The organism is Ruegeria sp. AB8, assembly GCF_056542605.1.
In genome coordinates, this window is record NZ_JBQGAB010000003.1 from 21,070 (window position 1) to 43,181 (window position 22,112).

Consider the following 22,112-nt stretch of genomic DNA (forward strand, 5'->3'; position numbering starts at 1 on the left):
GATCATCAGTTTGTCGTTTCCAGACCGACCGGCTTGCCCACTACGGTAAAGTGCAGGCCTTCGGGGTCCAGCAGTTCGGATGCCACACGGTTCACATCCTCAAGCGTCACGGCATTCACCTTATCGTTGCGGGTGGCGATATAGTCGATGGGCAGGCCTTCCATCTGCATCCCGACCATGATCCCGGCAATCTGGCCGTTGCCATCAAAGCGCAGCGGATAGGCACCGGTCAGGTAGGTCTTGGCATCATCCAGTTCCTTCTGAGTCACGCCTTCGGACGCGGCGCGCGCCCATTCATCGCGGATCACCTCGACCGCTTCTGCGATCCTGTCATTGGCCGATGACACCGACCCCAGATAGACCGAGGCCAGATCTTTGGGCACCAGATAGGTTCCGACGCCATAGGTCAGGCCCCGTTTTTCGCGAACCTCCTGCATCAGGCGGCTTTCGAACCCGCCGCCACCCAGAATGTGGTTCAGAATAAAGGCGGGAAAGAAATCCGGATCGTCACGGTCGATCCCCTTCTGCGCAAACAGGGCGACCGATTGCGGGGTGTCGAAATCCACGACGCTGATGCCGCCCGTGATTGAAACCTGCGCCTTGTCCGGGATCGGTTTGCCGGTTTCGGGCAGATCGGCCAGCAGCCTGTCCAGCAGTGCACCCAGGTCTTCTGCCGAAATGTCGCCGACGGCCCCGACATACAGCCGGTCCCGGGCAAAGACGTTGTCGTAGGCCGCAACGATGTCGTCGCGCGTCAGGGCGGAAACGCTTTCGATCGTTCCTTTGCCCTCGGACCCATAGGGATGGTCCCCATAGGCCATACGGGCAAAGCTGCGGCCAGCTATGTCGTTAGGATCGGTCTCGTCCGACCGCAAACCGGACAGTACCTGAGCGCGAACCCGGTCAATCGCGTCCTGATCGAAGCGGGGCTCATGAATCGTGGTGCGCAGCAGATCGATCACTTCATCCCGGTTTTCGGTCAGAAACCGCGCCGAGATCGAAACCGTGTCGTCGCTGGCGTTGTAGGTGAACGAGGCCGCAAGCGATTCCAGTTCTCGCGCGTAGGACCGCGCGTCCATGTCGCCCGCGCCTTCCTCGATCAGGCCACTCATCAGATAGACCGCGCCACGCTTGTCCTGGTCATCCAGCGAGGTGCCGCCGCGAAACCGCAACTCCAGCGCGGTGAAAGGGATCGAAGGGTCCTCGACCAGCCAGGCCTTGATGCCGCCGGGCGAGGTGACTTCCTGAATCTCGATCTCGGCCCATGCGGGCATCGCAATGACCAAGGCGATCAGGGTTGCGAATATCCGTTTCATTGCGTCACCTCATCGTCACGCGTCAGCCATCCGGTGACAGACGCTTCGGGCTGCAGCACCTCGCGGGCGGCCGCGATGATCTCTTCCCCGGTCACGGCCTGTAGAATGTCGGGCCAGGCCTGCACATCCTCGACCGTCAGGCCGGTGGTCAGCGCGCGGCCATAGCGGTTGCCGATCCCGTCGACATTGTCGCGCGCATAGGTTTGGGCGGCACGCAGCTGCATCTTGATCCGGTCCAGATCCTCTGCGTTCACACCTTCGGCAATGAAGTCCGCAACCGCCTGATCCATCGCATCCTCAGCCTCTTGCAGCGAGACGCCCTCGGCCGGGACGACCACCATATCGAAAGTCGTGTCATCCAGCGATACGCCCCGATAGAACGCGCCTGCATAGACGGCCATCTGCTTCTCGAACTGCAGTTTTTCATTGAGGTACGAAGTGGTGCCGCCACCCAGCAATTCGGCCAGCAAATACAGCGCTGCGGCCTTTTCCTGAGCACCTGCGTCACGTTCCGGCGCCAGATAACTGCGCTGCAGGTAGGGCTGCGCCACACGCGGATCCTTGAAGGTCAGGCGTCGTTCGGCGGTTTGCGGCGGCTCCTGTGAGCGGACCCGTTCAGGCAGGTCCGGGTTGGCGGGGATCACGCCATAGTATTTTTCGGCCAGAACGCGGACCTCCTCCGGGTCGACGTCACCCGTGACCACCAAAATCGCGTTGTTGGGCGAATAGTGTATCCGATAGAAGGAAAGCGCATCGTCCAGATCCAACTCCTCCATCTCGTGCTTCCAGCCGATGATCGGCACACCATACCGGTGGTTGAGATACTGCGCCGCGCTCATCTGCTCGCCGAAGAGGGCACGAGGGTTGTTTTCCGTGCGCTGGTTGCGTTCCTCCAGGATCACATCGCGTTCGGTTTCGATATCGGCTTCGGTCAGGCGGATGTTGCGCATCCGGTCCGATTCCATCTGCATCATCAGTTCCAGCCGGTCAGCGGCGACGCGCTGGAAATAGGCGGTGTAATCATACGACGTGAACGCGTTGTCATTGCCGCCATTGGCCGCCACGGTGGCCGAGAACTCTCCGGCCTCAAGCGTGTCGGTGGCCTTGAACAGAAGGTGTTCCAGGAAATGCGCCACGCCGGACGCGCCGATGGGCTCGTCCGCCGAACCGGCCCGATACCAGACCATATGCTGTACGACCGGGGCGCGATGATCCTCGACCACCACGACATCCATGCCGTTATCCAGTGTAAAAGTCGTGACTGCCTCCTGCCCGTCTTCGGCCAGAAGCGGGGTCGCGGTCATCAGGGCGGCAAACAACGCCAGTGCCCGAACCATGCGGCATCCTCCGTTTGGTTTATGCGTTTCAAACTACGGTGGCGCCGCGCGGGTTCAAGGGCGATGACGGAAAGTTAAGAATTATTCATCGGCAGGCGGGGCCGAGGGAGTCTCAATCCCTGCCGCGCGGGCTGCTTCGTTTTGCGCATTCGCGTTGATCGCCTGCCGCTCGTAAACCTGCTCATAGCGGTCAACCGGGAACAGTTTCAGACCTGTCCAGCGGCCACGGCGCTTGCGGAAATCCGCATCTTCCTGCGCGACGACCTGCCGCGTATTGGCCGGAACGCCATAACGGCTGGAGGCGGTGACCAGTGCCGCATCTGAAGACGGAATGCTGGTATTCGAGTTCAGTGCCGCCGCACTGCCCCCCAGCGCCACCACGGCATCCGCCTTGGGCGTCGGATCAACCAGATTGCCGCCACCCGGTGTGGGGGCCGGCAGGAAGCTGTAATCCTTGGGTGCTGTCAGCGGCTTGACCGGCAGCACCGAAAATTCGTCCGGACCCGGTCCGGGTGGCTGAAGATCGCGCAGACCACGTTTGGAACAGCCCGCCACGGCAACGGCAAGTGTCAGTGCAAGTATGGCAAGCGGCATCCGCATTTGTGTCTCCAGCCTGTTTGAGGCGCTTTTATCGCATATCGTCCGGCGCGTCACGAGGGCTTTTTGCCATCAAACAGAACAAGCCCCAGTGCTCCGGCAAAAATGAACACATCGGCCAGATTGAAGACAAACGGGTTATCGATGCCACAACAGGACATGTTCAGGAAGTCCAGGACATAACCGTACAGAACACGGTCCACCACATTTCCAAGCGCCCCGCCGATCAGCAAGCCGCCGCAAATCTGCATCAGCTTCGACGGGGTCGTCCGCATCAACCAGATCAGAACGGCGGTGCAGATCACGACCGATATGCCAATCAGAAACCAGCGGGCTGCGTCCGTGTTCCCCTGAAACAGGCCAAAGTTAATCCCGCGATTCTCGCCGTACTTGAACACAAGCAGCGGCGGCAACACGTCGACACCCCCGGGCCTTTCGGCCACGCGCATCACGTGAACGACCAGATATTTACTGATCTGGTCGATCAACAGCGCCGCCAGCGCGGCCCAGAGCAGCAGGCGATAACGCATCAGTGACGGAAATGGCGCATGCCGGTGAAGACCATTGCAAGGCCTGCCTCGTCCGCCGCAGCGATCACCTCGTCATCGCGCATCGAGCCGCCCGGCTGGATCACGCAGGTCGCGCCGGCTTCGGCGGCCTCCATCAGCCCGTCAGGGAAGGGGAAGAACGCATCGGACGCCACGGCCGAGCCAATGGTCAGCGGTTGCGGCAAGCCAAGCGCATCGGCCATGCGTTCGGCCTTCTTGGCGGCAATCATGGCAGAGTCCAAGCGGCTCATCTGGCCCGCGCCCACGCCCACGGTCGCACCGTCTTTGACGTAGACGATGGCGTTGGATTTGACGTGCTTGGCGACTTTCCAGGCAAACAGCAGGTCGCGCATCTGCTCTTCGGTCGGGGCCTTTTTGGTGACAACCTTCAGGTCATCCATTCCGATGAACCCATTGTCCTTGTCCTGCACCAGCAGGCCACCGGCCACCTGTCGCACGGTTTTGCCACCAGTGGTCACATCCGGCAGGCCTTCGGTGGTCAGCAGACGCAGGTTTTTCTTGGCCGCGAAGATCGCCTTTGCCTCGTCCGACGCGCCGGGGGCGATCACGACTTCGGTGAAAATCCCGGTGATTTCCTGCGCAGTCTCGGCGTCCAGCGGCTGGTTCAGTGCCACGATCCCACCAAAGGCCGAAGTCCGGTCGCAGTCGAAGGCTGACTTATACGCTTCCAGCAAGGTCGTGCCTGTGGCTACGCCGCAAGGGTTGGCATGCTTAATGATCGCACAGGCCGCACCTTTTGCAGGATTGAACTCGGCCACCAATTCAAACGCAGCATCTGTGTCGTTGATGTTGTTGTAGCTCAGTTCCTTGCCCTGGTGCTGAACGGCGGTCGCCACACCCGGACGGTTGGTTCCATCAGTGTAGAAAGCCGCCTGTTGATGGCTGTTCTCACCATAGCGCAGGGTCTGTTTCAGCTCACCCGCAAAAGATCGGCGCTTGGGCGCTTCAAGCTGCAATGCGTCGGCCATCCAATTCGAAACTGCGGTGTCGTACGCTGCGGTCCGGGCGTAGGCCTTTTGCGCCAGCCACTGGCGGAACCCGTACGAAGTCTTGCCGTAATTCTCTTCCAACTGATCCAGCAGCGAGGAATAGTCCTCGACATCCACGACCACGTTCACGAAGGCGTGGTTCTTGGAGGCCGCGCGGATCATCGCAGGTCCGCCGATATCGATATTTTCGATACATTCGTCGTAACCAGCACCTTTGGCCACTGTCGCCTCGAACGGGTAGAGGTTCACCACCAGCAGGTCGATTGGACCGATGCCGTGTTCTTCCATCGCAGCAACGTGGGTGTCGTTGTCGCGTAGCGCGAGCAGCCCGCCATGCACCATCGGATGCAGGGTTTTCACACGGCCATCCATCATCTCGGGGAAGCCTGTGATCTCACTGACGTCCTTCACCTCAAGCCCTGCCTCGCGCAGCGCCTTGGCCGTGCCGCCGGTCGACAGCAGCTCGACCCCACGCTCGGCCAGCGCCTTTCCCAGCTCGATCAGCCCGGTCTTGTCGGAAACGGAAAGCAACGCGCGGCGCACGGGGTGAAGGTCGGTCATGGGTCCAAAGGTCCTTTTGGCGTCAGTCAAACTCGGGCTCGTCCCGGTGCAGATCGCGTACGGCATAGGCTGTATCCTGTGCCTTGCTCAGCGTCCACCGGATGCGGGTCGCATACTCCATTGCGCGCCCGGATAGAACGATCTGTTTTGTCGCGCGCGGCTTCAAACGCCCTTTCTCAAGGTAAACGCTTGGCTCGACTGACAATTTTCCCGCGCCATCATGGCGAAAAACCCAGATTTCACCGCTTTTGAGAGCCATCGACACCGCAGCACCCCCCAAATCCAGCGCCGCATCCACGTCGGGGTGCAGGTGAAACCGGATATCAAACGCGATACCCGACAGGCCCGAGGCATCCATTGCCTTGTCAAACTGCCGCTTCGCCTTGTCGGTTGCGGTCAGCAAAATGTCTTCACCCACAAGTTCGCGGCCGTCAAAACGCAGTTCAAAAGTACGGGCGTGGGTCAGACCAAACACTTTTGCGTACCCGTCATGACCAGCCATGAAGCGGGTTCCTTCAAAACCGGCCTCAACCTCGGTCAGGACCTGCGAGGGCGCATCGACCAGCGCTTCGTTTTCCGTGCCCGGGGCCGGATCGGTCAGGCGGGCGCTAGAATACCCGTCCAGGCAAAGGGTAGAATGAGAAGGCGTCGCCCGCCCGGCCCGACGCCACTCGAGCCCGAAACTAGCGCCGGACCCGCAATTCACGACCAACGGCCTGCGTCCGGATGTCAGCTCAAACGCCAGGGTGGAAGCGTGCGCGTTATAGGATGCAGCCCCTTTGGGCGGTGCGCTGGCATCGATGATCACGCTGGTTCTTGCGGCGTAGAGACGGGCATATCCCATTGACAGCCCTGTTGAATGGTCCGGCTTCACGCCACTTTGCGCCAGGGCCTGATCCAGCCGCCCTTCGAGGCCGCGCCCGCCACCATGAAACCGGGCCAGCGCGCCGTCCGAATGCCGCAGACTGCGCAGGGTCGGTGCAATGCGTCTGATCGCGTTCAGCTGAGATCCCGGCGTCCCCCGACCCAGTTCACTCAGCGCGGCGGATGTCCAGGACAGAAGCGTAAATACCTCAAGCAATTCTTCGGGGTTCCGGGTGCTGATCCCGCCCTGCTTATCCACCTGCCGCTCGCATTCCCGCGACAATGCGCTGAGGGCCGGATCGGCCAGTCTCTCCAATCCCTCCAGCGCCAGACCGGCCTGCACCAGACCGGTCAACGCTTCGAACCGGGGCAAGCCCGGCGTCGCGGCGTGCCAGCGTTTGGACAGATACCACGTTTGCTGCGCCAGAGAGCGGAAGAACAGCCTGCTGTGCTGCTCGTCCACACCGCGCAACAGGAAAATGGCGTGGTTGATCCAGCGGATCACCCGGCGACCTGTCAGGTCGGGCGCCCAGCCGGGTCCCTGCCCCCGGCCATGTGTCGCGATCCAACCCCAGACCCAACGCTGGGCTTTTTCCCGCGCGCGCATGTCTCCAACTGCGGCCAGATCGTCCAGCCAGGCAAATCCGTGACGCTCATTGTCAAAACCGGCACTGGGCGCTGCGACATCCCACAGCCCGGTATCCTGCGCCTCGACCAAGTAACCGGCGAACAGCAGGTTCCCGGCCACCAACTGCCTGCCGCGCGCGAATGAGCCGACAGCGCGGGGTTCGGGCTGGCTGACAAATCCGGTGACCGCCTTCTGGCGCTGGCTGAGGCGCGCGTAGAAACGGTTCTGAAACCGCATCCACCGGTTGGCCATGGTGTCCGACTTCGACATGACGCTTGTTTCTCTGCCCCTTGCGCTCTGCTGGCGCCTGAGACCCAACGATAGACCGGGCGGCGCGTCAAGTCATCGAAAAGCGTGCCTTCAGGCGGATTTGTTCAGGCAGGCGATATAGAACCCGTCCATGCCGCCCCGATCCTCCCAAAAGTCTGGCCGCAGGCGCAACCCGCCTTCCTGCGTGATCCAGTCGGAATCGACACCTTCGATGCCCAGCGCGCCTTGGTCGATCTGCATATCCGGATATTGTTCCAGCGCCTCTTCGACCTGCACCTCGCCTTCATCCGGCAGCAGCGAGCAGGTGCAATAGACCAGCCGCCCGCCGGGTTTCAGAAGGGTCCAGGCATGGGCCAGCATCTGGGCCTGCAATTCGATCAGCCCGCCAAATTCCGAACCATCCTTTGCAAAGGGCAGGTCAGGGTGCCGACGAATGGTGCCCGTGGCGGAACAGGGGGCATCCAGCAGGATGGCATCATACTGACCCTGATGTTCCAACGCGTCGCCGGCGATGACCTTGGCTGACAAACCGGTGCGGGCAAGGTTTTCGCGCACCCGCTCCAGCCGCCCTTCCGAGATGTCCAGCGCGGTGACATCTGCCCCAGCCGCCGCCAGTTGCAACGTCTTGCCGCCGGGGGCGGCACAGAGGTCCAGAATTCGCTCACCCGCTTTCGGCGCCAGCACCCGCACGGGCAAGGCCGCCGCTGCATCCTGTACCCACCACGCGCCCCTGTCATAACCCGGCAGGGTCGATACCTGGCCGGCATCGTGAACGCGCATTGAACCCGTTGGCAAAGCCTCACCGGGTCCGGTCGCGCCGGGCTTTAGCGTGATGTCCAGTGGCGCGCCATTGAAATGAGCCCTCTCCATGCCGGCAACGGCATCGGGACCCCAGGCCATGATCAGCGGTTCCCGCAGCCAATCCGGCAGGCGCGGCACCCGCATTCTCGGCCAGGCATCCGGCCCTTCAGCGGCGACTTTACGCAGCACGGCGTTTACCAAGCCCTTTAGGCGTCCATGCTTGCGCGACCGGCCTACGATCTCGACCATGGAGTTGACGACGCCATGCGCCGCCTCGCCGTGGCACAACTCGACCGCGCCAAGGCGCAAGGCGTTATGGACAGTCAGCGCCGGGGTTCGGTTCAGGTGATTGTCCAGCAGGCGGTCCGCCCGCTCCAACCCGCGCAACGTTTGCAGCGCTAGACGCTGAGCCCTTGCACGGTCCTCGGGTTCAAAACGATCCAGCGCGCCTGCGGCCAGGCATTCCGACAGCAATCGCCCTTCTCCCAAAATCTGATCCAGCAGATAGATCGCGCTGCGCCGCGCCGCTGTTGCGCTGTCAGACATGGATTCGCCTTTCCTGTGACCCAAGCCCGCATTGCCAAGGGCGGACGCGGGCGTATATCAAGCCCATGCACGGAAAGGAACCCGATGTCATGACCGATCAGCGCAAAGACCTGCCGCCTGCCGCCCAGCGCGCGCTGGCCGAAGCCGAAGAACGCCGCAAGAAGGCCGAGACCGAAGCCAAGCAAATGCCAAAGGAACTGGGCGGACGCGACGGCCCCGACCCGGCCCGCTATGGCGATTGGGAGAAAAAAGGCATCGCCATCGATTTCTGATCGTTCAGCCCCGCAAAGCCTGCAGAAAATCAGCGATCAGCGCGCGCTGCTTGTTCGATTTCGCACGCTCTTCGGGCCATGTCAGCCAATAGCCATCCTTGGTCGGCAACTCGGGCAGATCCAGCCTGCACAATCGTCCCGCATGTAAGTCCGAATGGGCCAGAGGCACCGAACCCAGCGCCACGCCGATCCCCTGCCGAGCTGCGGAAATCGCGTGTTCCATCGAATCGAGACTGATCTTTGACGGCGGCAATTCCGCATTGTCCGTCTTGCGCGCCCAGTCCCGCCATGCCGGTCGTTCCCCGCGCAGATCAATCAGCGGCGCGCCCCATTCGACACCCGGCGCGGCCATCGGCACCAGAACCTCACGCGCGATCAGCGCCGCATCGCGCCCGGGCCAGGTTCCGCGGCCGTAGCGGATTTGCAGCCATGTCCTCTCCTCGTCCAGCGACGACCGGCGCGCAACCGAGTCGGTCATCACCCGCACCTTGGGCCGCACCTCCTGAAACCGCGCGACGGCCGGCAGAACCAGTGCGTGGATGTTCGAGGACAGGCCCGCGACACGCAGCTCTCGCGGGGATTTGCCGAACAGGTCTTCTGTATTTCGCTCCAGTGCCTGCAGACTGTCTTGCACCAGCGGCAGGTAACTTTCGCCTTCAACAGTCAGGGACACGCCGCGCGCTTCGCGCACGAACAATGTTCGGCCCAGCCAGGATTCAAGGTTGCCGATCCGCTGGCTTACCGCCGCCTGCGTCAGGCCAAACTCACGCGCGGCGGCTGAAAACCCGCCAAGACGCCCGGCAGCCTCGAACACGCGCAGCCAATCCAGAGGGGGCAGACCGACTTTCTTTCTATCCATTAGTTTTTCCGGGCCTCAGCAGAAAGAAGGATTAATTGTATTAATGCCACAAGCACCGTATCTCCTCAACCAAAGCCGCGCTGAACAGGAGATTCCCAATGCTGCGCACCGCCACTTTCACCCCTTCGGTCGTAACTGTCACTTTTGCCGACGCGTCCCAATCGCGCTTTCACGCCATCTGGCTGCGTGACAACGCGCAGGACCCCGACACCCGCGCGCCGGGCAACGGACAACGTCTGATCACCATCGGTGACATTCCCGCAAATGTTTCGGTCAGTGCAGCAGAAATTGTCGGCGGCGATCTGCAGGTCACCTTCCAGCCCGAAGACAAGACCGTTTCCTTCCCGGCCGACTGGCTGGCCGACCACGACTATGATCACGATCACGGCGGTGCAGTCGGGCGCGTCGCGCACGGCATCACAACCTGGGAACGCGGCATGGAGGCGCCCTCCGGCGACTGGACTGCGGTTCACGTCAACTCCGGTGCCAAAAGGGACTGGCTGGCCGCAGTGGCCGAGTTCGGTTTTGCCAAGCTGACCGGCGGTCCCGCCGAACCGGAATCGCTGCTGAAAGTGGCCGATCTGTTCGGTTACGTCCGCGAAACAAACTACGGCCCCTATTTCGAGGTCCGGACCGAGGTGAACCCCACCAACCTTGCCTATACCGGCCTTGGTCTGCAGGCCCATACCGACAATCCCTACCGTGATCCGGTTCCGACGCTGCAAATCCTCTACTGCCTGGAAAACAGTGCCGAAGGCGGTGACTCGATCGTGGTCGATGGCTTCCGGGCCGCTGAAAAGCTGCGGGACCTGAACCCTGAAGGTTTTGCTCTGCTGGCGGGCTATCCGGCGCGGTTCGAGTATAAGGGTTCCGACGGTGTCTGCCTGCGCTCGCGCCGCCCGATGATCGAGCTTTCACCTGACGGAGAACTGATCAGCATCCGCTTTAACAACCGCTCATCCGCGCCGTTTGTGGATGTGCCGTTCGACAAGATGGAAACCTACTACGCCGCCTATCGGCAGTTCGGTGAAATCATCGACGACCCGGCCATGGGCGTGTCGTTCAAGCTGGAACCGGGCGAAAGCTTTATCGTCGACAACACCCGCGTGCTGCACGCCCGTCTGGGCTATTCCGGTGCCGGATCACGCTGGCTGCAGGGGTGTTATGCCGACAAGGACGGATTGCTGTCCACTCTAGCCGCGATGGCGATGGCACAACCGGAGGCGGCGGAATGAAACCCGATTTTTCGACCCTGAACCGCGACAATATCGTGGCCTTCATCGGTGATATCTTCGAGCGCCGTGGCGGAGAGGAATATCTGGGCGAGCCCGTCACCATGGCTCAGCACATGTTGCAGGGGGCCACTATTGCCGAGCAGAACGGCCAGACCGAAGAGATCATCGTCGGAGCATTGCTGCACGATATCGGCCATTTCACGTCCGAATTCGGCACTTATCACCCCGACGACACCGAGGATCGCCACCACGAGGACGCTGGCGCCGAGGTGCTGGAGCAGTTTTTCCCGTCGGTCATCACCGATTGTTGCCGCTATCACGTCGCGGCCAAGCGCTATCTCTGCGCCACCAAGCCCGAATATTTCAATCGCCTGTCCGCCGCATCCGTCCATACACTGGAACTGCAGGGCGGACCCATGAGTGCCGACGAAGTGGCAGAGTTCGAGGCCAAACCGAACCTTAAAGAGATTATTCAGGTGCGCTATCTGGATGAGGCGGGCAAGCGTGCCGACATGGAAACTCCGGAATTCGCCCATTTCGCACCGATGGTGCAGCGTATGGTCGACAGACATCTGGGGGCATCATGAACGCGCCGGAATACATCTTCGAAGCGAGCTCCAAGCCGTCGCTGCCATGGCATGAGGTTCCGCTGATCCGGGCGACAGAGCAGTCGGTAAAAGGCTACGGCTGTCTGGTCGATGACCCTGATACGTTCGAAATCGAAATCGTCCGCTGGCCGCAACAGGGCTGGCGGCCGATCGATGACGGCACCGGTGACGAAGGCGGCTGGGTCGAGGGCACATTCCATGGAGAATGGAAGGGTGATGTGCTTTATGGTCGAAACGAGGCCGTCAATGGTCACTACGTGCTCGGCTGGTCGACCGATCCGCAGCAAGCGCAACCGGAACAGCAAACCGCGCCGCGCGATCAGGTGTTGTTGTGGCACATGAACTATCATCCGGATGGCGGGCAGATGTTCTGGCCGCTGGATAACAGACCGTTCATCGTGCCTGCCGCGCTGCCCGGCGATAACCTGACCCCCGACAAGGTGGTGGCATTCTGGTGCGACGGCTCGCGCGGTCTCTATATCCATCCCGGCATCTGGCATGAGGGGATTTTTCCCGTTGAGGACGACCAGCGGTTCCTGGACCGTCAAGGCAAGGTCCACGCCCGGGTCAGCGCTGACATCGGGAAGGAATTCGGTGTCTACCTCGCCTGCCCGCTGCGTGCGGACAAGATCAGGGATCTGTGAGCAACGCCCGCTGATGGTCGTTAAGTCGCCCTGAAATCCAAACCTGCACGGCCAGCAGATAGGGAAGAAAGAACGCGAAATTCTGCGCAAGATCAAAAGGGCCCGAGAAATCGGGCTCTGACCCAAGCCCTCCGGTCAGCAGGTACCATAATGTGTAGTGCACACGGTATAACCAAGACCCAAGCGCCAGCCAGAACAGTCGCAATCCCCACGCCCAGTGACCAGCGCGATCACCTGCCATTGCCTTTTGGGCCAGCATCAGAGCCGAAACAAACAGGCACAGGCCATAGAGGAAGAAGCCCACAGACATCACCGAGCCACCAATCGTTCCCCGCAACAGGATATAGGCCATTCCCGCCGCGCCTGTGATCAATGCAAGCGAAATCAGAACAGAACCCAATGCACGGTGAAATCGGTTGAATCCAAGCCGAAGCCTTTTGATCAGTTGCAGCGGCACCAATGCCAACAGCACCGTTCCGGCCAGTATGTGCACCATCATCATCGTATTGCAGATGCCCTGACCGTCGGCAAACAAATAGCTGCGCTGGGCTGCATCGTCAGACAGCCCAATACCGATCATGCCAAATCCATGCACCAGAAAAGGCAGCAGCGTCAGGTAAAACGCCACGAGCAACAGGCCGGACGCCACAGGGGATTTCAGGATACGCATACCCGGACTTTAGCGCCGGCTGGCGACCTGTCTACGGGTCAGAGCCCCAGCACATCCACCATGTCATACTGACCGGGCGCCTTGCCCTGCCCCCACAGCGCCGCCTTCAGCGCACCGCGTGCAAAGATGGCGCGATCCGAGGCCAGATGGCGCAATACGATGCGTTCGCCGGGGGCTGCGAACAACACGTCATGCTCGCCGACAACGTCCCCACCCCGAATGGCGTGGAACCCAATGTCACCGCGCTTGCGCGCGCCGGTAATGCCGTCGCGACCCCGGTCGGACACATCGGCCAGATTGACGCCCCGGCCTTCGGCAGCCGCTTCGCCCAGCATCAGCGCGGTGCCCGATGGTGCATCGACCTTGTGGTGATGATGGCCTTCGATGATCTCAATATCGAAATCCTCATCCAGCGCGGCGGCAACCTTTTTGGTCAGTTGTACCAGCAGGTTGACCCCCAGACTCATGTTGCCGGCCCGCACGATCACGGCATGGCGCGCGGCCGGTTCCAGCGCCGCGATCTGTTCTTCGGTCATGCCGGTGGTGCCGATCACGTGCACGCAACGCGCTTGCGCGGCCAGGGCGGCAAATTCCAGCGTCGCCTCGGGTGCGGTGAAATCGATGACAGCCTGCGCCTGCGCGAAAGCCTCGAGCGGGTCATCGGTCACGGCTACGCCCAGCGCCTGCCCACCCATCGCCTCGCCGACATCCTGACCGATCCAGTCGTGGCCGTTACGCTCGACCACGCCGACCAGACGAACCTGATCACTGTCCGTGACGGTCCTGATCAGCATCTGCCCCATACGGCCCGAAGCCCCTGTGATGACGATCCCCGGAATATGGGTCATGGCGCTGGTCCTTTCGCGTTGCCTGCCGGATGGTCGGCTCAAAGCCTCCTACCCCGTTCGCGCCCGCTTGGCAAAGCCCCGCTTTGCGCTTAGATCGGGGTTTATGGCAAAGAACAAATTCCACGATGGCCCCGGCCCGTCCCAACGACAGCTGCGCGTCGGCGAGCTGATCCGCCGCACCCTGTCCGAGGTTCTGGCGCGCGGAGATGTCCACGACCCCGACCTGAATCGCATGTCGATCACAGTTGGCGAGGTGCGCACCTCGCCCGATCTGAAGATTGCGACTGCCTACGTGCTGCCGCTGGGCGGCAAAGGGCAGGAGGACGTGATCGCGCTGCTCGCCCGCAACAAGGGTGAGCTGCGGCGCATGGTCGGCAAGAAGGTCGGTCTGAAATTCTCGCCCGATCTGCGGTTCCGGCTGGACGACACGTTCGACCGGCTGGACGACACCCGCCGCATGTTCGATCAGGACGCGGTGCGCCGCGATCTGGACGAGTGATCCGCCCCGCCGTCTCGCTGATCGCGGCCTTCTGGGCCGCGCAAGCCTCTGCGGTGACCTGTGAAAAGCTGACCCATGAGGGCAAGCGGTACACAGTCTGCGAGGTGGATGCTGCGAACGAAGATCTGCGTCTGTTTCTGAACGATGAAAACGGCGAGCTGCTGGGGCACTTCTCTTCCGTCAATGATGCACTGAAACCGGGCGGCAAACGGCTTGCCTTCGCGATGAACGCGGGCATGTATCACGAAGACCGCTCACCTGTCGGTCACTATGTCGAAGAGGGCCAGGAACAAATGCGCGTGATCGCCAATCCGGGCCCCGGCAATTTCGGCCTGTTGCCCAATGGCGTGTTCTGCATTCGCGAGGGTCGCGCCGACGTGTTCGAGACACTGGATTTCGTCGATCAGATTCCCGACTGCCGTTTTGCCACACAATCCGGCCCAATGCTGGTCATCAACGGAGAGCTGCATCCGCGCTTCCTGCCCGATTCGACCTCGCTCTATGTGCGCAACGGTGTGGGCACCAGTGCCGACGGCACCCGCGCTGTGTTTGCAATTTCGGATGATTACGTCACTTTCCACGAGTTCGGCGGCCTGTTCCGGGATCTTCTGGGTACGCCCAACGCGCTGTTCTTCGACGGCAATATCTCTCGGATGTATGACCGGGCGAACAAACGGTCCGATGTCGGGTTTTCGCTGGGGCCAATCGTCGGCGTGGTCGAGGATGCGCCAGCAAATTGACAGCAGTGAGGCGATCCGCTAACCCGCGCGCCTCAGCAATCTTCTAGGTGCAGTATGGGACGCAAACGCAAGGGCCGCGATATTTCCGGTTGGCTGGTGGTGGACAAGCCCGCGGGCATGACCTCGACCGCGGTGGTCAACAAGGTGCGTTGGGCGATGGATGCAAAAAAGGCGGGCCATGCGGGTACACTTGACCCCGAAGCGACCGGTGTTCTGGCCGTGGCTCTGGGCGAGGCGACCAAGACCGTTCCCTACATCACCGATGCTTTGAAAGCCTATACTTTCACCGTGCGTCTGGGTCAGGCCACCAACACCGACGATGCCGAAGGCGAGGTGATCGCTGAAAGTCCCGCGCGCCCCTCGGATGACGACATCAAACAGGCACTGGCCCCGTTTCTGGGTGACATCATGCAGGTGCCGCCCAAGTTCTCAGCCGTGAAGATCGACGGCCAGCGCGCCTACAAGCTGGCCCGCGACGGCGAGGATGTGGACCTGTCCGCCCGCCCGTTATGGGTCGAGGAACTGGTTCTGGTCGACCGCCCCGACGAAGATCACGTCGTGCTGGAAATGACATGCGGCAAAGGCGGCTACGTCCGTTCGATCGCGCGCGATCTGGGCGAGGCACTGGGCTGTCACGGCCACGTCAGAGAGCTGCGCCGCATCTGGTCCGGCCCGTTCGAGGCCGAAGACGGGCTGAGCATCGAACAGATCGATGAAATGGCCAAGACCGAGGCACTGGACGATTACCTGCACCCGCTGGAGACCGGCCTGTCCGACCTGCCCGAGCTGAAATGCACCCCCGAAGGTGCTACCCGCCTGCGCAATGGCAATCCGGGCATGGTTCTGGCATCGGACGTTGAATACGGCGATGAGGCCTGGGCCTCACTGGATGGCAAGGCTGTGGCCGTGGGTATCTACAAATCGGGCGAATTGCACCCCAGCCGGGTGTTCGTCGATAGCTGAGCGATGTTCCCCCAACTCGGTTTTGCCGCTACGGTCGGATTACCGATTGCAACGATGGGGGTTCACGTTGGAAAACGATGCGGTCTTCCAATACCTGAAGCTGTTTCTTGAAAACATCTCGATCTGGTCGCTGATCGCCCTGGGGCTGGTCATATGGATCATCCGCAAGCCCGAGCGCCTTAAGGCGATCCCTCGCTACGTTTCGTCCGCAAAGCTTGGCGAGTTCGAAGTTCAGCTTCGTGAAGTCAAGCAAAAGCTCGACGAAACAGAGGCGCATGTCGCCGAGTTGGAAGAGGAAAACGCGCGTCTGAATACGTTGTATTCGGCCTTCGACATTCACGCGCCGGTGTCCGAACTGGAAGAAACCCGGCAGTCGCTGAAAGTCCTGGCGGGGAACCTGCCCGATACGGCGCCGATCCATGACGGGTTGAAACCCGGCGCGGACCCTGCAGATGTTTACGTGGCCGCCGAGATTTTGCGGACAAACAGGGACCTGACCTTCTATGACGCTTTGGTTGCCGTCATCGCCCGCATCGCAGCGCACCCAAAACTGGAAGGCCTGCGGTATCATACGGTCTGGACACTGGCTTCGGCGCTGCATCGGATGACACTGGCGGCCGTCAAGCACAGCGACGTACCCAAAGTCACCAAGGACCAGTTGGCTGCGGCCAGGGACGCGCTCACGCTTCTGCGTGACAATCCGCATGTGCAGCTTGATTGTCCCACGAATCCGAAACAGGGCATACGCGGGCCAGCGGGATATGCCTTGAACTGGGTCGACAAAGGTTTGGACAAATACACCGACCGCTGAGCTTGCGCTTGCGAAAGCCGGCGCAATTGGTCACTAACCCATCATGATCACCCGTTCCCACACCAAAGGCGACGCGCCCTCGACCGCCGTGTATTCCGATTGCGAGAACTATCGCTATAGCCTGACACGCATCTGGGATCCGACGGGGCGCAAGGCGCTGTTCGTCATGCTGAACCCATCGACCGCGACCGAGGTACAGAACGACCCAACGGTGGAACGGTGCGAACGTCGGGCGCGGGCATTGGGGTTCGGCGCATTTCAGGTGACCAACATCTTTGCCTGGCGCGACACCGACCCGCGCAAGATGCGAGCCGCCCCCGATCCGGTCGGACCCGAGAATGACGCGGCCATTCTGGACGGTGTCCAATGGGCCGACCAGGTCATCGCCGCCTGGGGCACCCACGGCGCACATCTTGAGCGTGGCCCTGCTGTTGAAAACCTGCTGCGCGGAACCGGCCAGCCCCTGTTTCATCTTGGGCTGACAAAAGACGGGCATCCCAAGCATCCCCTGTACATCGCCTACTCTCAGCAGCCCCAAGCGTGGTGACAAAAGGTTAACCACACCCACAGGCTTGCTTTGACCAAACTTCTGAATCCATGGAATATTTCACCAGGCTTTCGGAGGATTTTCATGTTTCTGATCGGTTTGCTTGGACTGGCGGCCGTGGGCGGTGCCGCCTACGCGGTCAGCGATATCTTTTCGTCCGAAGATGAAGAATCAGATGACGACGTCGCACTGGATCAGCCGGATGACGCTGGCCAGGGGGCGTTTCTGGAAATCGACGACAATGTCGATGACCCGGCCCCTCCCGAGGTTGAAGACCTGCCCACCGGAACTGAAGAACCCGAGTTCGAGGGCACTGAAGTCCCCGAAACGGGCGATGACACCGAGACGCAAACAGACGCGTCCGGGGACGATCCGATTGACGTTCAGGACAACAATTTGATCATCGAAGGCAGCCATGAGGACGACATGTTGTTCGGGGACACCGGCAACGACATCGTGTCCGGTGCAGAAGGCGATGACCTGATTCATGGCATGGATGGGGATGATCTTCTGAATGGCGATTGCGGGGATGACGAGCTTTATGGACACGGCGGTTCGGACGAGATGCACGGTGGGCAGGGTGACGACACGCTTATTGGTGGGCAAGGCGATGACATTCTGACCGGCGGGGAAGGCGATGATGTCCTGCAGGGCGGCTATGGCAATGACACGCTAAGCGGCGGGGCCGGTGAAGACGTCGTTTTCGGCGGCGATGGCGATGATCTTATTTCAGGCGACGATGGCGACGCGGAACAATCAGCAGACTTCCTGAACGGTGGCGCAGGGGAAGACACGATTCTGGCGGAAAGCAGCGATATCGTCACTGGCGGACAGGACGCGGATACATTTGTTCTGAGCCCCGAGGACGACGACGATCAGGTCGCAGTAATGGGTTTTCAGCCAGGGCAGGACAAGTTGCTGATTTCCTGGAATGACGCTGAAGAACCCGATATTCGTCTGGAAACCGACGCCGAAGACGAAAACCTGATCCGGGTGATGGTCAACGGGCAGGATGTGGCGCATCTGCTCGGTGCCGAAGGTATCACGGCAGATGATATCCAATTCATGACCGAAGCAGAACTGGAACAGCTGGGCCTTCAGGACTGAGCCAGGAGATTCCCTTTGCCATTTGCCGCAAATGCGCCTATACGCGCGCATCCGCATCGGAATCGGTGCGGTTTTCTCCATGGGCCTGCGCTGGACGACATCCCGGCCTGCGCCATTCACTCTAACCTTTCAAAGGAGACCCCGATGTCGATCACTGCCGCTAAAAAAACACGCGTCATGAAAGAATTCGCAACCAAAGAGGGCGACACCGGTTCGCCTGAAGTTCAGGTTGCCATCCTGACCTCGCGCATCAACACCCTGACCGAGCACTTCAAGACCCACAAGAAAGACAACCACGGTCGTCGTGGTCTGCTGAAGATGGTTGCTCAGCGCCGCAAGCTGCTGGACTACCTGAAAGGCAAGGAAGAAGCGCGCTACCAGGACCTGATCAAAAAGCTGGGCATCCGCCGCTAATCGCTTTTTGCATTTGTTTCAAACGCCCGCCATTTTGGCGGGCGTTTTTTGTTGTGGCCATCGAACCTCTTTTTTTAGAGCGGTCGACCCACGCATTTGACATTGCCAGTGGGTTGAGGTGTGTCTGCCTGCACAACTTAAGGCTATGCCGAAAGCCTGTTAAATGCTTCTAATTCTGAACTCATTCGTGCTGTCGCTCCGCGTCACTCCCCGCATGATTTCCCCATCCTTGCGATCAGCCTCGCCTCAATAGTTGTGTGGATGGTTCTGGATGTTTTCACCCTCGGGCTGGCCGGTCACGTCAGCGAGCCGATTACAAGCGCCTTCATCAGCCTGTTCGGGATACGCGCTGCTCTGGCATTGAAGGGGGAAACGCGGCGCACGGATTACAAGGCTTTGGTTCTGTATTCGGTAATGTACGGATTGTTCTTTGCGGCGGCACTGTGGTGCCTGACCTTCATTGTGAACCTGTCCGCTATCTTGTTTGCCATCTGGCAGGTGGGTGAACCCTTCTCTTGGAGCGCTCTGCAAAATGCAGCCGAAAGCACTCAGGTCGCGTTCGCGCTAATCGCAGTGGGCAGCAAATTAATCATTTTTTTTCTCGTATTAGCCGCATTCTACGCGGTCATGGCAGTGCCTATGGCAAGTGCCGCACAATCCGCTGGGCTGCGTGCGCCAAGCCATGCGTTTTTTAGCGGGTTCAGGCGCAGCTTTATCCCGCTGTTCTGCGTCTTTTTCGTTTCGATTTTCCTGCAGATTTATTTCGGCATACTCACGGCGGTTTACGCATTACTTCCCATCATTTTGTCCATGTTTTCGATCTTGACCGTCCAGACTTTGCCTGACTTCGACCTTGAGATCATCCTGAGAGGGCTCGTCGTAAGCGGCGCACTGCTGTGGCTGAATGCGTGGCTCTGGTCCGTATCTGCTTTGGCGCTTTTAAAGTCCAAAGACAAAGGTGCACCAAGTGCCACAACCGCGCCGACGGCAGAGCCCCCGCAAGACATCCGCGCGCTGCGCAAATCGCGCGAACGGTCTTTCTAAACGCTTTCGGCACCCTTTCGCTATCGGCATCCGGTTTCCCTTCCCTTCGGGCCAAAACTCATGTATGCGCGCGGGTATCTGAGACGTTGTGCCCTGACCCCGGCACTCGAATGGAAGATAAAGTGGGGTCGGCGGCAATGGGGCCGCCATGCAAACGGGAGACCCGGAGGGCCGGGAGTGCTCCCTTCTAGGATACGCATATGTTTGATGTAACAAAGAAATCGATTCAGTGGGGCGAAGAGACGCTGACACTGGAAACCGGCAAGGTTGCCCGTCAGGCGGACGGCACCGTGATTGCCACGCTGGGCGAAACCAGCGTCATGGCCAACGTGACCTTTGCCAAAAGCCAAAAGCCCGGTCAGGACTTTTTCCCGCTGACCGTGCACTACCAAGAGAAATACTATGCCGCCGGTAAGGTTCCGGGTGGCTTCTTCAAGCGCGAGGCGCGCCCGACCGAGAAAGAGACGCTGACCGCGCGTCTGATCGACCGTCCGATCCGCCCCCTGTTCGTTGACGGCTTCAAGAACGAAGTTCTGGTGATGTGCACCGTGCTGAGCCACGATCTGGTCAACGACCCCGACATCGTTGCGATGATCGCCGCCTCGGCTGCCCTGACCATCTCGGGCGCGCCGTTCATGGGCCCGATCGCTGGTGCCCGTGTTGGTTTCGTGGATGGCGAATACGTCCTGAACCCGACCGTGGACGACATGCAGGACCTGCGCCTGAACCCCGAACAGCGTCTGGATCTGGTTGTCGCCGGCACCAAGAACGCCGTGATGATGGTGGAGTCCGAAGCGTACGAGCTGTCCGAGGCCGAAATGCTGGGCGCCGTGAACTTTGCGCACGAGCAGATTCAGCCGGTTCTGGACCTGATCATCGATCTGGCCGAAGAAACCGCTAAAGAGCCGTTCGATTTCCAAGCGCCCGATTATTCGGACCTCTACGCCGCTGTTGCCGCAGCCGGTGAAGAGCAGATGCGCGCCGCCTTCGCGATCACCGACAAGCAGGAGCGCACCGCCGCTGTTGCCGCTGCCCGTGAAGCGATCAAGGAAGCGCTGACCGAGGAACAGCTGGAAGACGCGAACCTGGGTTCCGCGATGAAAAAGCTGGAAGCTGGCATCCTGCGCGGCGACGTCGTCAAAGGCGGCAAACGCATCGACGGCCGTTCGACCACTGATGTCCGCGCCATCGAAGCCGAAACCTCGCTGCTGCCGCGTACGCATGGCTCCGCCCTGTTCACCCGTGGTGAAACGCAGGCGCTGGCCGTGACCACGCTGGGCACTGGTGATGACGAGCAGTTCATCGACGCGCTGCACGGCAACTTCAAATCGAACTTCCTGCTGCACTACAACTTCCCTCCGTATTCGGTTGGTGAAGTTGGCCGCGTTGGTTCGCCCGGCCGTCGTGAGATCGGCCACGGCAAGCTGGCATGGCGTGCGCTGCAGGCGGTTCTGCCTGCGCCGACCGACTTCCCCTACACCATCCGCGTGGTGTCGGAGATCACTGAATCCAACGGCTCGTCCTCGATGGCGTCTGTCTGCGGCGGTTCGCTGTCGATGATGGATGCGGGTGTTCCGCTGAAAGCACCGGTTGCCGGTGTGGCCATGGGTCTGATCCTGGAAGATGACGGTGAGTACGCCGTTCTGACCGACATCCTGGGTGACGAAGATCACCTGGGCGACATGGACTTCAAGGTGGCGGGTACCGAGAACGGCATCACCTCGCTGCAGATGGACATCAAGGTCGCAGGCATCACGCCGCAGATCATGGAAACCGCTCTGGCACAGGCCAAAGAAGGCCGGATGCACATCCTGGGCGAGATGGGCAAAGCCCTGTCCGAGACCAACGAATTCTCGGTCCACGCTCCGCGCATCGAGACCATGAACATTCCGACCGACAAGATCCGCGAAGTAATCGGCTCGGGTGGCAAGGTCATCCGCGAGATCGTCGAGGTTTCGGGTGCCAAGGTCGACATCAACGACGACGGCGTCATCAAGATCGCCTCGCCGGATGGTGAATCGATCAAGAAGGCCTATGACATGATCTATTCGATCGTGGCCGAGCCGGAAGAAGGTCAGGTCTATACCGGTAAAGTGGTCAAAATCGTCGACTTCGGTGCCTTCGTGAACTTCTTTGGCAAGCGCGACGGTCTGGTGCACGTGTCCCAGATCGAAAATCGCCGCCTGAACCATCCGTCGGATGTTCTGAAGGAAGGTCAGGAAGTGAAGGTCAAGCTGCTGGGCTTTGACGATCGTGGCAAGGTTCGCCTGTCGATGAAAGTCGTCGATCAGGAAACCGGTGAAGAGATCGTCCCCGAGAAGAAAGAAAAGAAAGAGGAAAGTGCAGAGTAATCTGCCCCTTTTTCGGAGATAC

General features: G+C 60.6%; 23 protein-coding genes. 13 read left to right on the plus strand and 10 right to left on the minus strand.

Going from position 1 to position 22,112, the window contains the following annotated elements; all coding sequences use genetic code 11:
* Positions 1-5 precede the first annotated feature (5 nt).
* The 7 genes from ACR0CG_RS03955 to ACR0CG_RS03985 all read right to left on the minus strand — a co-directional run bounded on the left by ACR0CG_RS03955 (position 6) and on the right by ACR0CG_RS03985 (position 8,478).
* Positions 6-1,316: a M16 family metallopeptidase gene (locus tag ACR0CG_RS03955; RefSeq protein WP_480522932.1), complete on the minus strand. Its 1,311-nt coding sequence runs from the start codon at positions 1,314-1,316 to the stop codon at positions 6-8.
* Positions 1,313-2,653: a M16 family metallopeptidase gene (locus tag ACR0CG_RS03960; RefSeq protein ID WP_480522933.1), complete on the minus strand. Its 1,341-nt coding sequence runs from the start codon at positions 2,651-2,653 to the stop codon at positions 1,313-1,315. Before ACR0CG_RS03960 ends, ACR0CG_RS03955 begins: the two co-directional genes overlap by 4 nt.
* 81 nt (positions 2,654-2,734) lie before the next feature.
* Complete coding sequence (locus ACR0CG_RS03965) at positions 2,735-3,253, minus strand: DUF3035 domain-containing protein (protein ID WP_170613092.1); 519 nt, start codon at positions 3,251-3,253, stop codon at positions 2,735-2,737.
* A 50-nt stretch (positions 3,254-3,303) separates the two neighbouring features.
* Positions 3,304-3,780, minus strand: a complete 477-nt coding sequence (gene lspA, locus ACR0CG_RS03970; protein ID WP_170679842.1) for a signal peptidase II — start codon at positions 3,778-3,780, stop codon at positions 3,304-3,306.
* The gene (gene purH / locus ACR0CG_RS03975) at positions 3,780-5,369 is read right to left on the minus strand and encodes a bifunctional phosphoribosylaminoimidazolecarboxamide formyltransferase/IMP cyclohydrolase (RefSeq protein ID WP_480522934.1); all 1,590 of its coding nucleotides are present in this window, start codon (positions 5,367-5,369) and stop codon (positions 3,780-3,782) included. The genes lspA and purH overlap by 1 nt, the downstream gene beginning before the upstream one ends.
* 22 nt (positions 5,370-5,391) lie before the next feature.
* Complete coding sequence (locus ACR0CG_RS03980) at positions 5,392-7,131, minus strand: heparinase II/III family protein (RefSeq protein ID WP_321249767.1); 1,740 nt, start codon at positions 7,129-7,131, stop codon at positions 5,392-5,394.
* Positions 7,132-7,221: 90 nt separating this feature from the next.
* Positions 7,222-8,478 carry an RsmB/NOP family class I SAM-dependent RNA methyltransferase gene (locus ACR0CG_RS03985; protein WP_480522935.1) on the minus strand — a complete coding sequence of 419 codons (1,257 nt, stop codon included), beginning with the start codon at positions 8,476-8,478 and terminating at the stop codon, positions 7,222-7,224.
* 89 nt (positions 8,479-8,567) lie between these two features.
* Here ACR0CG_RS03985 and ACR0CG_RS03990 point away from each other — a divergent pair, with 89 nt between their 5' ends.
* A complete protein-coding gene (locus ACR0CG_RS03990) occupies positions 8,568-8,750 on the plus strand; it encodes a DUF1674 domain-containing protein (RefSeq protein WP_480522936.1) in 183 nt (60 codons plus the stop codon).
* A 4-nt stretch (positions 8,751-8,754) separates the two neighbouring features.
* Here ACR0CG_RS03990 and ACR0CG_RS03995 read toward each other — a convergent pair whose 3' ends face one another.
* Positions 8,755-9,609: a LysR family transcriptional regulator gene (locus ACR0CG_RS03995; RefSeq protein WP_170806996.1), complete on the minus strand. Its 855-nt coding sequence runs from the start codon at positions 9,607-9,609 to the stop codon at positions 8,755-8,757.
* A gap of 98 nt (positions 9,610-9,707) precedes the next feature.
* Here ACR0CG_RS03995 and tmpA point away from each other — a divergent pair, with 98 nt between their 5' ends.
* Genes tmpA through ACR0CG_RS04010 form a run of 3 tightly spaced genes read left to right on the plus strand, consistent with a single transcriptional unit; the run spans position 9,708 to position 12,096 of the window.
* Positions 9,708-10,844, plus strand: coding sequence for a 2-trimethylaminoethylphosphonate dioxygenase (gene tmpA / locus ACR0CG_RS04000; RefSeq protein WP_480522937.1), 1,137 nt, complete (start codon positions 9,708-9,710; stop codon positions 10,842-10,844).
* Positions 10,841-11,431 (plus strand): (R)-1-hydroxy-2-trimethylaminoethylphosphonate oxygenase, encoded by a 591-nt coding sequence (gene tmpB, locus ACR0CG_RS04005; protein WP_480522938.1) that lies wholly within the window; start codon positions 10,841-10,843, stop codon positions 11,429-11,431. Before tmpA ends, tmpB begins: the two co-directional genes overlap by 4 nt.
* Positions 11,428-12,096: an ureidoglycolate lyase gene (locus tag ACR0CG_RS04010; RefSeq protein WP_321249771.1), complete on the plus strand. Its 669-nt coding sequence runs from the start codon at positions 11,428-11,430 to the stop codon at positions 12,094-12,096. The genes tmpB and ACR0CG_RS04010 overlap by 4 nt, the downstream gene beginning before the upstream one ends.
* Here the strand turns inward: ACR0CG_RS04010 and ACR0CG_RS04015 are convergent.
* Both ACR0CG_RS04015 and dapB read right to left on the minus strand, forming a co-directional pair.
* Positions 12,083-12,766 carry a DUF2306 domain-containing protein gene (locus ACR0CG_RS04015; protein WP_480522939.1) on the minus strand — a complete coding sequence of 228 codons (684 nt, stop codon included), beginning with the start codon at positions 12,764-12,766 and terminating at the stop codon, positions 12,083-12,085. The genes ACR0CG_RS04010 and ACR0CG_RS04015 overlap by 14 nt on opposite strands.
* Before the next feature lie 38 nt (positions 12,767-12,804).
* Positions 12,805-13,614 (minus strand): 4-hydroxy-tetrahydrodipicolinate reductase, encoded by an 810-nt coding sequence (dapB, locus tag ACR0CG_RS04020; RefSeq protein ID WP_480522940.1) that lies wholly within the window; start codon positions 13,612-13,614, stop codon positions 12,805-12,807.
* A 103-nt stretch (positions 13,615-13,717) separates the two neighbouring features.
* Between dapB and rbfA the strand changes: the two genes are divergently transcribed.
* The 9 genes from rbfA (at position 13,718) to pnp (ending at position 22,090) form a co-directional block, all read left to right on the plus strand.
* On the plus strand, positions 13,718-14,113 hold the full coding sequence (gene rbfA / locus ACR0CG_RS04025) for a 30S ribosome-binding factor RbfA (protein ID WP_170613070.1): 396 nt from the start codon (positions 13,718-13,720) through the stop codon (positions 14,111-14,113).
* Positions 14,110-14,853 (plus strand): phosphodiester glycosidase family protein, encoded by a 744-nt coding sequence (locus ACR0CG_RS04030; protein ID WP_480522941.1) that lies wholly within the window; start codon positions 14,110-14,112, stop codon positions 14,851-14,853. The genes rbfA and ACR0CG_RS04030 overlap by 4 nt, the downstream gene beginning before the upstream one ends.
* A 54-nt stretch (positions 14,854-14,907) precedes the next feature.
* Positions 14,908-15,816, plus strand: coding sequence for a tRNA pseudouridine(55) synthase TruB (truB, locus tag ACR0CG_RS04035; protein ID WP_170807001.1), 909 nt, complete (start codon positions 14,908-14,910; stop codon positions 15,814-15,816).
* Positions 15,817-15,862: 46 nt separating this feature from the next.
* Positions 15,863-16,627: a hypothetical protein gene (locus tag ACR0CG_RS04040; protein ID WP_480522942.1), complete on the plus strand. Its 765-nt coding sequence runs from the start codon at positions 15,863-15,865 to the stop codon at positions 16,625-16,627.
* A gap of 43 nt (positions 16,628-16,670) precedes the next feature.
* A complete protein-coding gene (locus tag ACR0CG_RS04045) occupies positions 16,671-17,174 on the plus strand; it encodes a DUF1643 domain-containing protein (RefSeq protein WP_170613062.1) in 504 nt (167 codons plus the stop codon).
* A gap of 84 nt (positions 17,175-17,258) precedes the next feature.
* A complete protein-coding gene (locus ACR0CG_RS04050) occupies positions 17,259-18,281 on the plus strand; it encodes a calcium-binding protein (protein ID WP_480522943.1) in 1,023 nt (340 codons plus the stop codon).
* Positions 18,282-18,425: 144 nt separating this feature from the next.
* On the plus strand, positions 18,426-18,695 hold the full coding sequence (gene rpsO, locus ACR0CG_RS04055) for a 30S ribosomal protein S15 (RefSeq protein WP_480522944.1): 270 nt from the start codon (positions 18,426-18,428) through the stop codon (positions 18,693-18,695).
* Between the two features lie 396 nt (positions 18,696-19,091).
* Entirely contained in the window at positions 19,092-19,739 is a 648-nt protein-coding gene (locus tag ACR0CG_RS04060; RefSeq protein ID WP_480522945.1) for a hypothetical protein, read from the plus strand.
* A gap of 200 nt (positions 19,740-19,939) precedes the next feature.
* Positions 19,940-22,090: a polyribonucleotide nucleotidyltransferase gene (gene pnp / locus ACR0CG_RS04065; RefSeq protein WP_480522946.1), complete on the plus strand. Its 2,151-nt coding sequence runs from the start codon at positions 19,940-19,942 to the stop codon at positions 22,088-22,090.
* The last annotated feature ends 22 nt before the right edge of the window (positions 22,091-22,112 follow it).

Excerpts from the sequence above, each read along its gene's own strand:
- ACR0CG_RS04050 (WP_480522943.1), top strand. The coding sequence starts at position 17,259 with ATGTTTCTGATCGGTTTGCTTGGACTGGCGGCCGTGGGCGGTGCCGCC.
- ACR0CG_RS04045 (WP_170613062.1), top strand. The coding sequence starts at position 16,671 with ATGATCACCCGTTCCCACACCAAAGGCGACGCGCCCTCGACCGCCGTG.
- rbfA (WP_170613070.1), top strand. The coding sequence starts at position 13,718 with ATGGCAAAGAACAAATTCCACGATGGCCCCGGCCCGTCCCAACGACAG.
- ACR0CG_RS03990 (WP_480522936.1), top strand. The coding sequence starts at position 8,568 with ATGACCGATCAGCGCAAAGACCTGCCGCCTGCCGCCCAGCGCGCGCTG.
- pnp (WP_480522946.1), top strand. The coding sequence starts at position 19,940 with ATGTTTGATGTAACAAAGAAATCGATTCAGTGGGGCGAAGAGACGCTG.
- ACR0CG_RS03960 (WP_480522933.1), bottom strand. The coding sequence starts at position 2,653 with ATGGTTCGGGCACTGGCGTTGTTTGCCGCCCTGATGACCGCGACCCCG.
- dapB (WP_480522940.1), bottom strand. The coding sequence starts at position 13,614 with ATGACCCATATTCCGGGGATCGTCATCACAGGGGCTTCGGGCCGTATG.
- ACR0CG_RS04015 (WP_480522939.1), bottom strand. The coding sequence starts at position 12,766 with ATGCGTATCCTGAAATCCCCTGTGGCGTCCGGCCTGTTGCTCGTGGCG.
- ACR0CG_RS04010 (WP_321249771.1), top strand. The coding sequence starts at position 11,428 with ATGAACGCGCCGGAATACATCTTCGAAGCGAGCTCCAAGCCGTCGCTG.
- lspA (WP_170679842.1), bottom strand. The coding sequence starts at position 3,780 with ATGCGTTATCGCCTGCTGCTCTGGGCCGCGCTGGCGGCGCTGTTGATC.
- ACR0CG_RS03965 (WP_170613092.1), bottom strand. The coding sequence starts at position 3,253 with ATGCGGATGCCGCTTGCCATACTTGCACTGACACTTGCCGTTGCCGTG.
- rpsO (WP_480522944.1), top strand. The coding sequence starts at position 18,426 with ATGTCGATCACTGCCGCTAAAAAAACACGCGTCATGAAAGAATTCGCA.
- tmpA (WP_480522937.1), top strand. The coding sequence starts at position 9,708 with ATGCTGCGCACCGCCACTTTCACCCCTTCGGTCGTAACTGTCACTTTT.
- ACR0CG_RS03955 (WP_480522932.1), bottom strand. The coding sequence starts at position 1,316 with ATGAAACGGATATTCGCAACCCTGATCGCCTTGGTCATTGCGATGCCC.
- purH (WP_480522934.1), bottom strand. The coding sequence starts at position 5,369 with ATGACCGACCTTCACCCCGTGCGCCGCGCGTTGCTTTCCGTTTCCGAC.
- ACR0CG_RS03980 (WP_321249767.1), bottom strand. The coding sequence starts at position 7,131 with ATGTCGAAGTCGGACACCATGGCCAACCGGTGGATGCGGTTTCAGAAC.
- tmpB (WP_480522938.1), top strand. The coding sequence starts at position 10,841 with ATGAAACCCGATTTTTCGACCCTGAACCGCGACAATATCGTGGCCTTC.
- ACR0CG_RS03995 (WP_170806996.1), bottom strand. The coding sequence starts at position 9,609 with ATGGATAGAAAGAAAGTCGGTCTGCCCCCTCTGGATTGGCTGCGCGTG.
- ACR0CG_RS03985 (WP_480522935.1), bottom strand. The coding sequence starts at position 8,478 with ATGTCTGACAGCGCAACAGCGGCGCGGCGCAGCGCGATCTATCTGCTG.
- truB (WP_170807001.1), top strand. The coding sequence starts at position 14,908 with ATGGGACGCAAACGCAAGGGCCGCGATATTTCCGGTTGGCTGGTGGTG.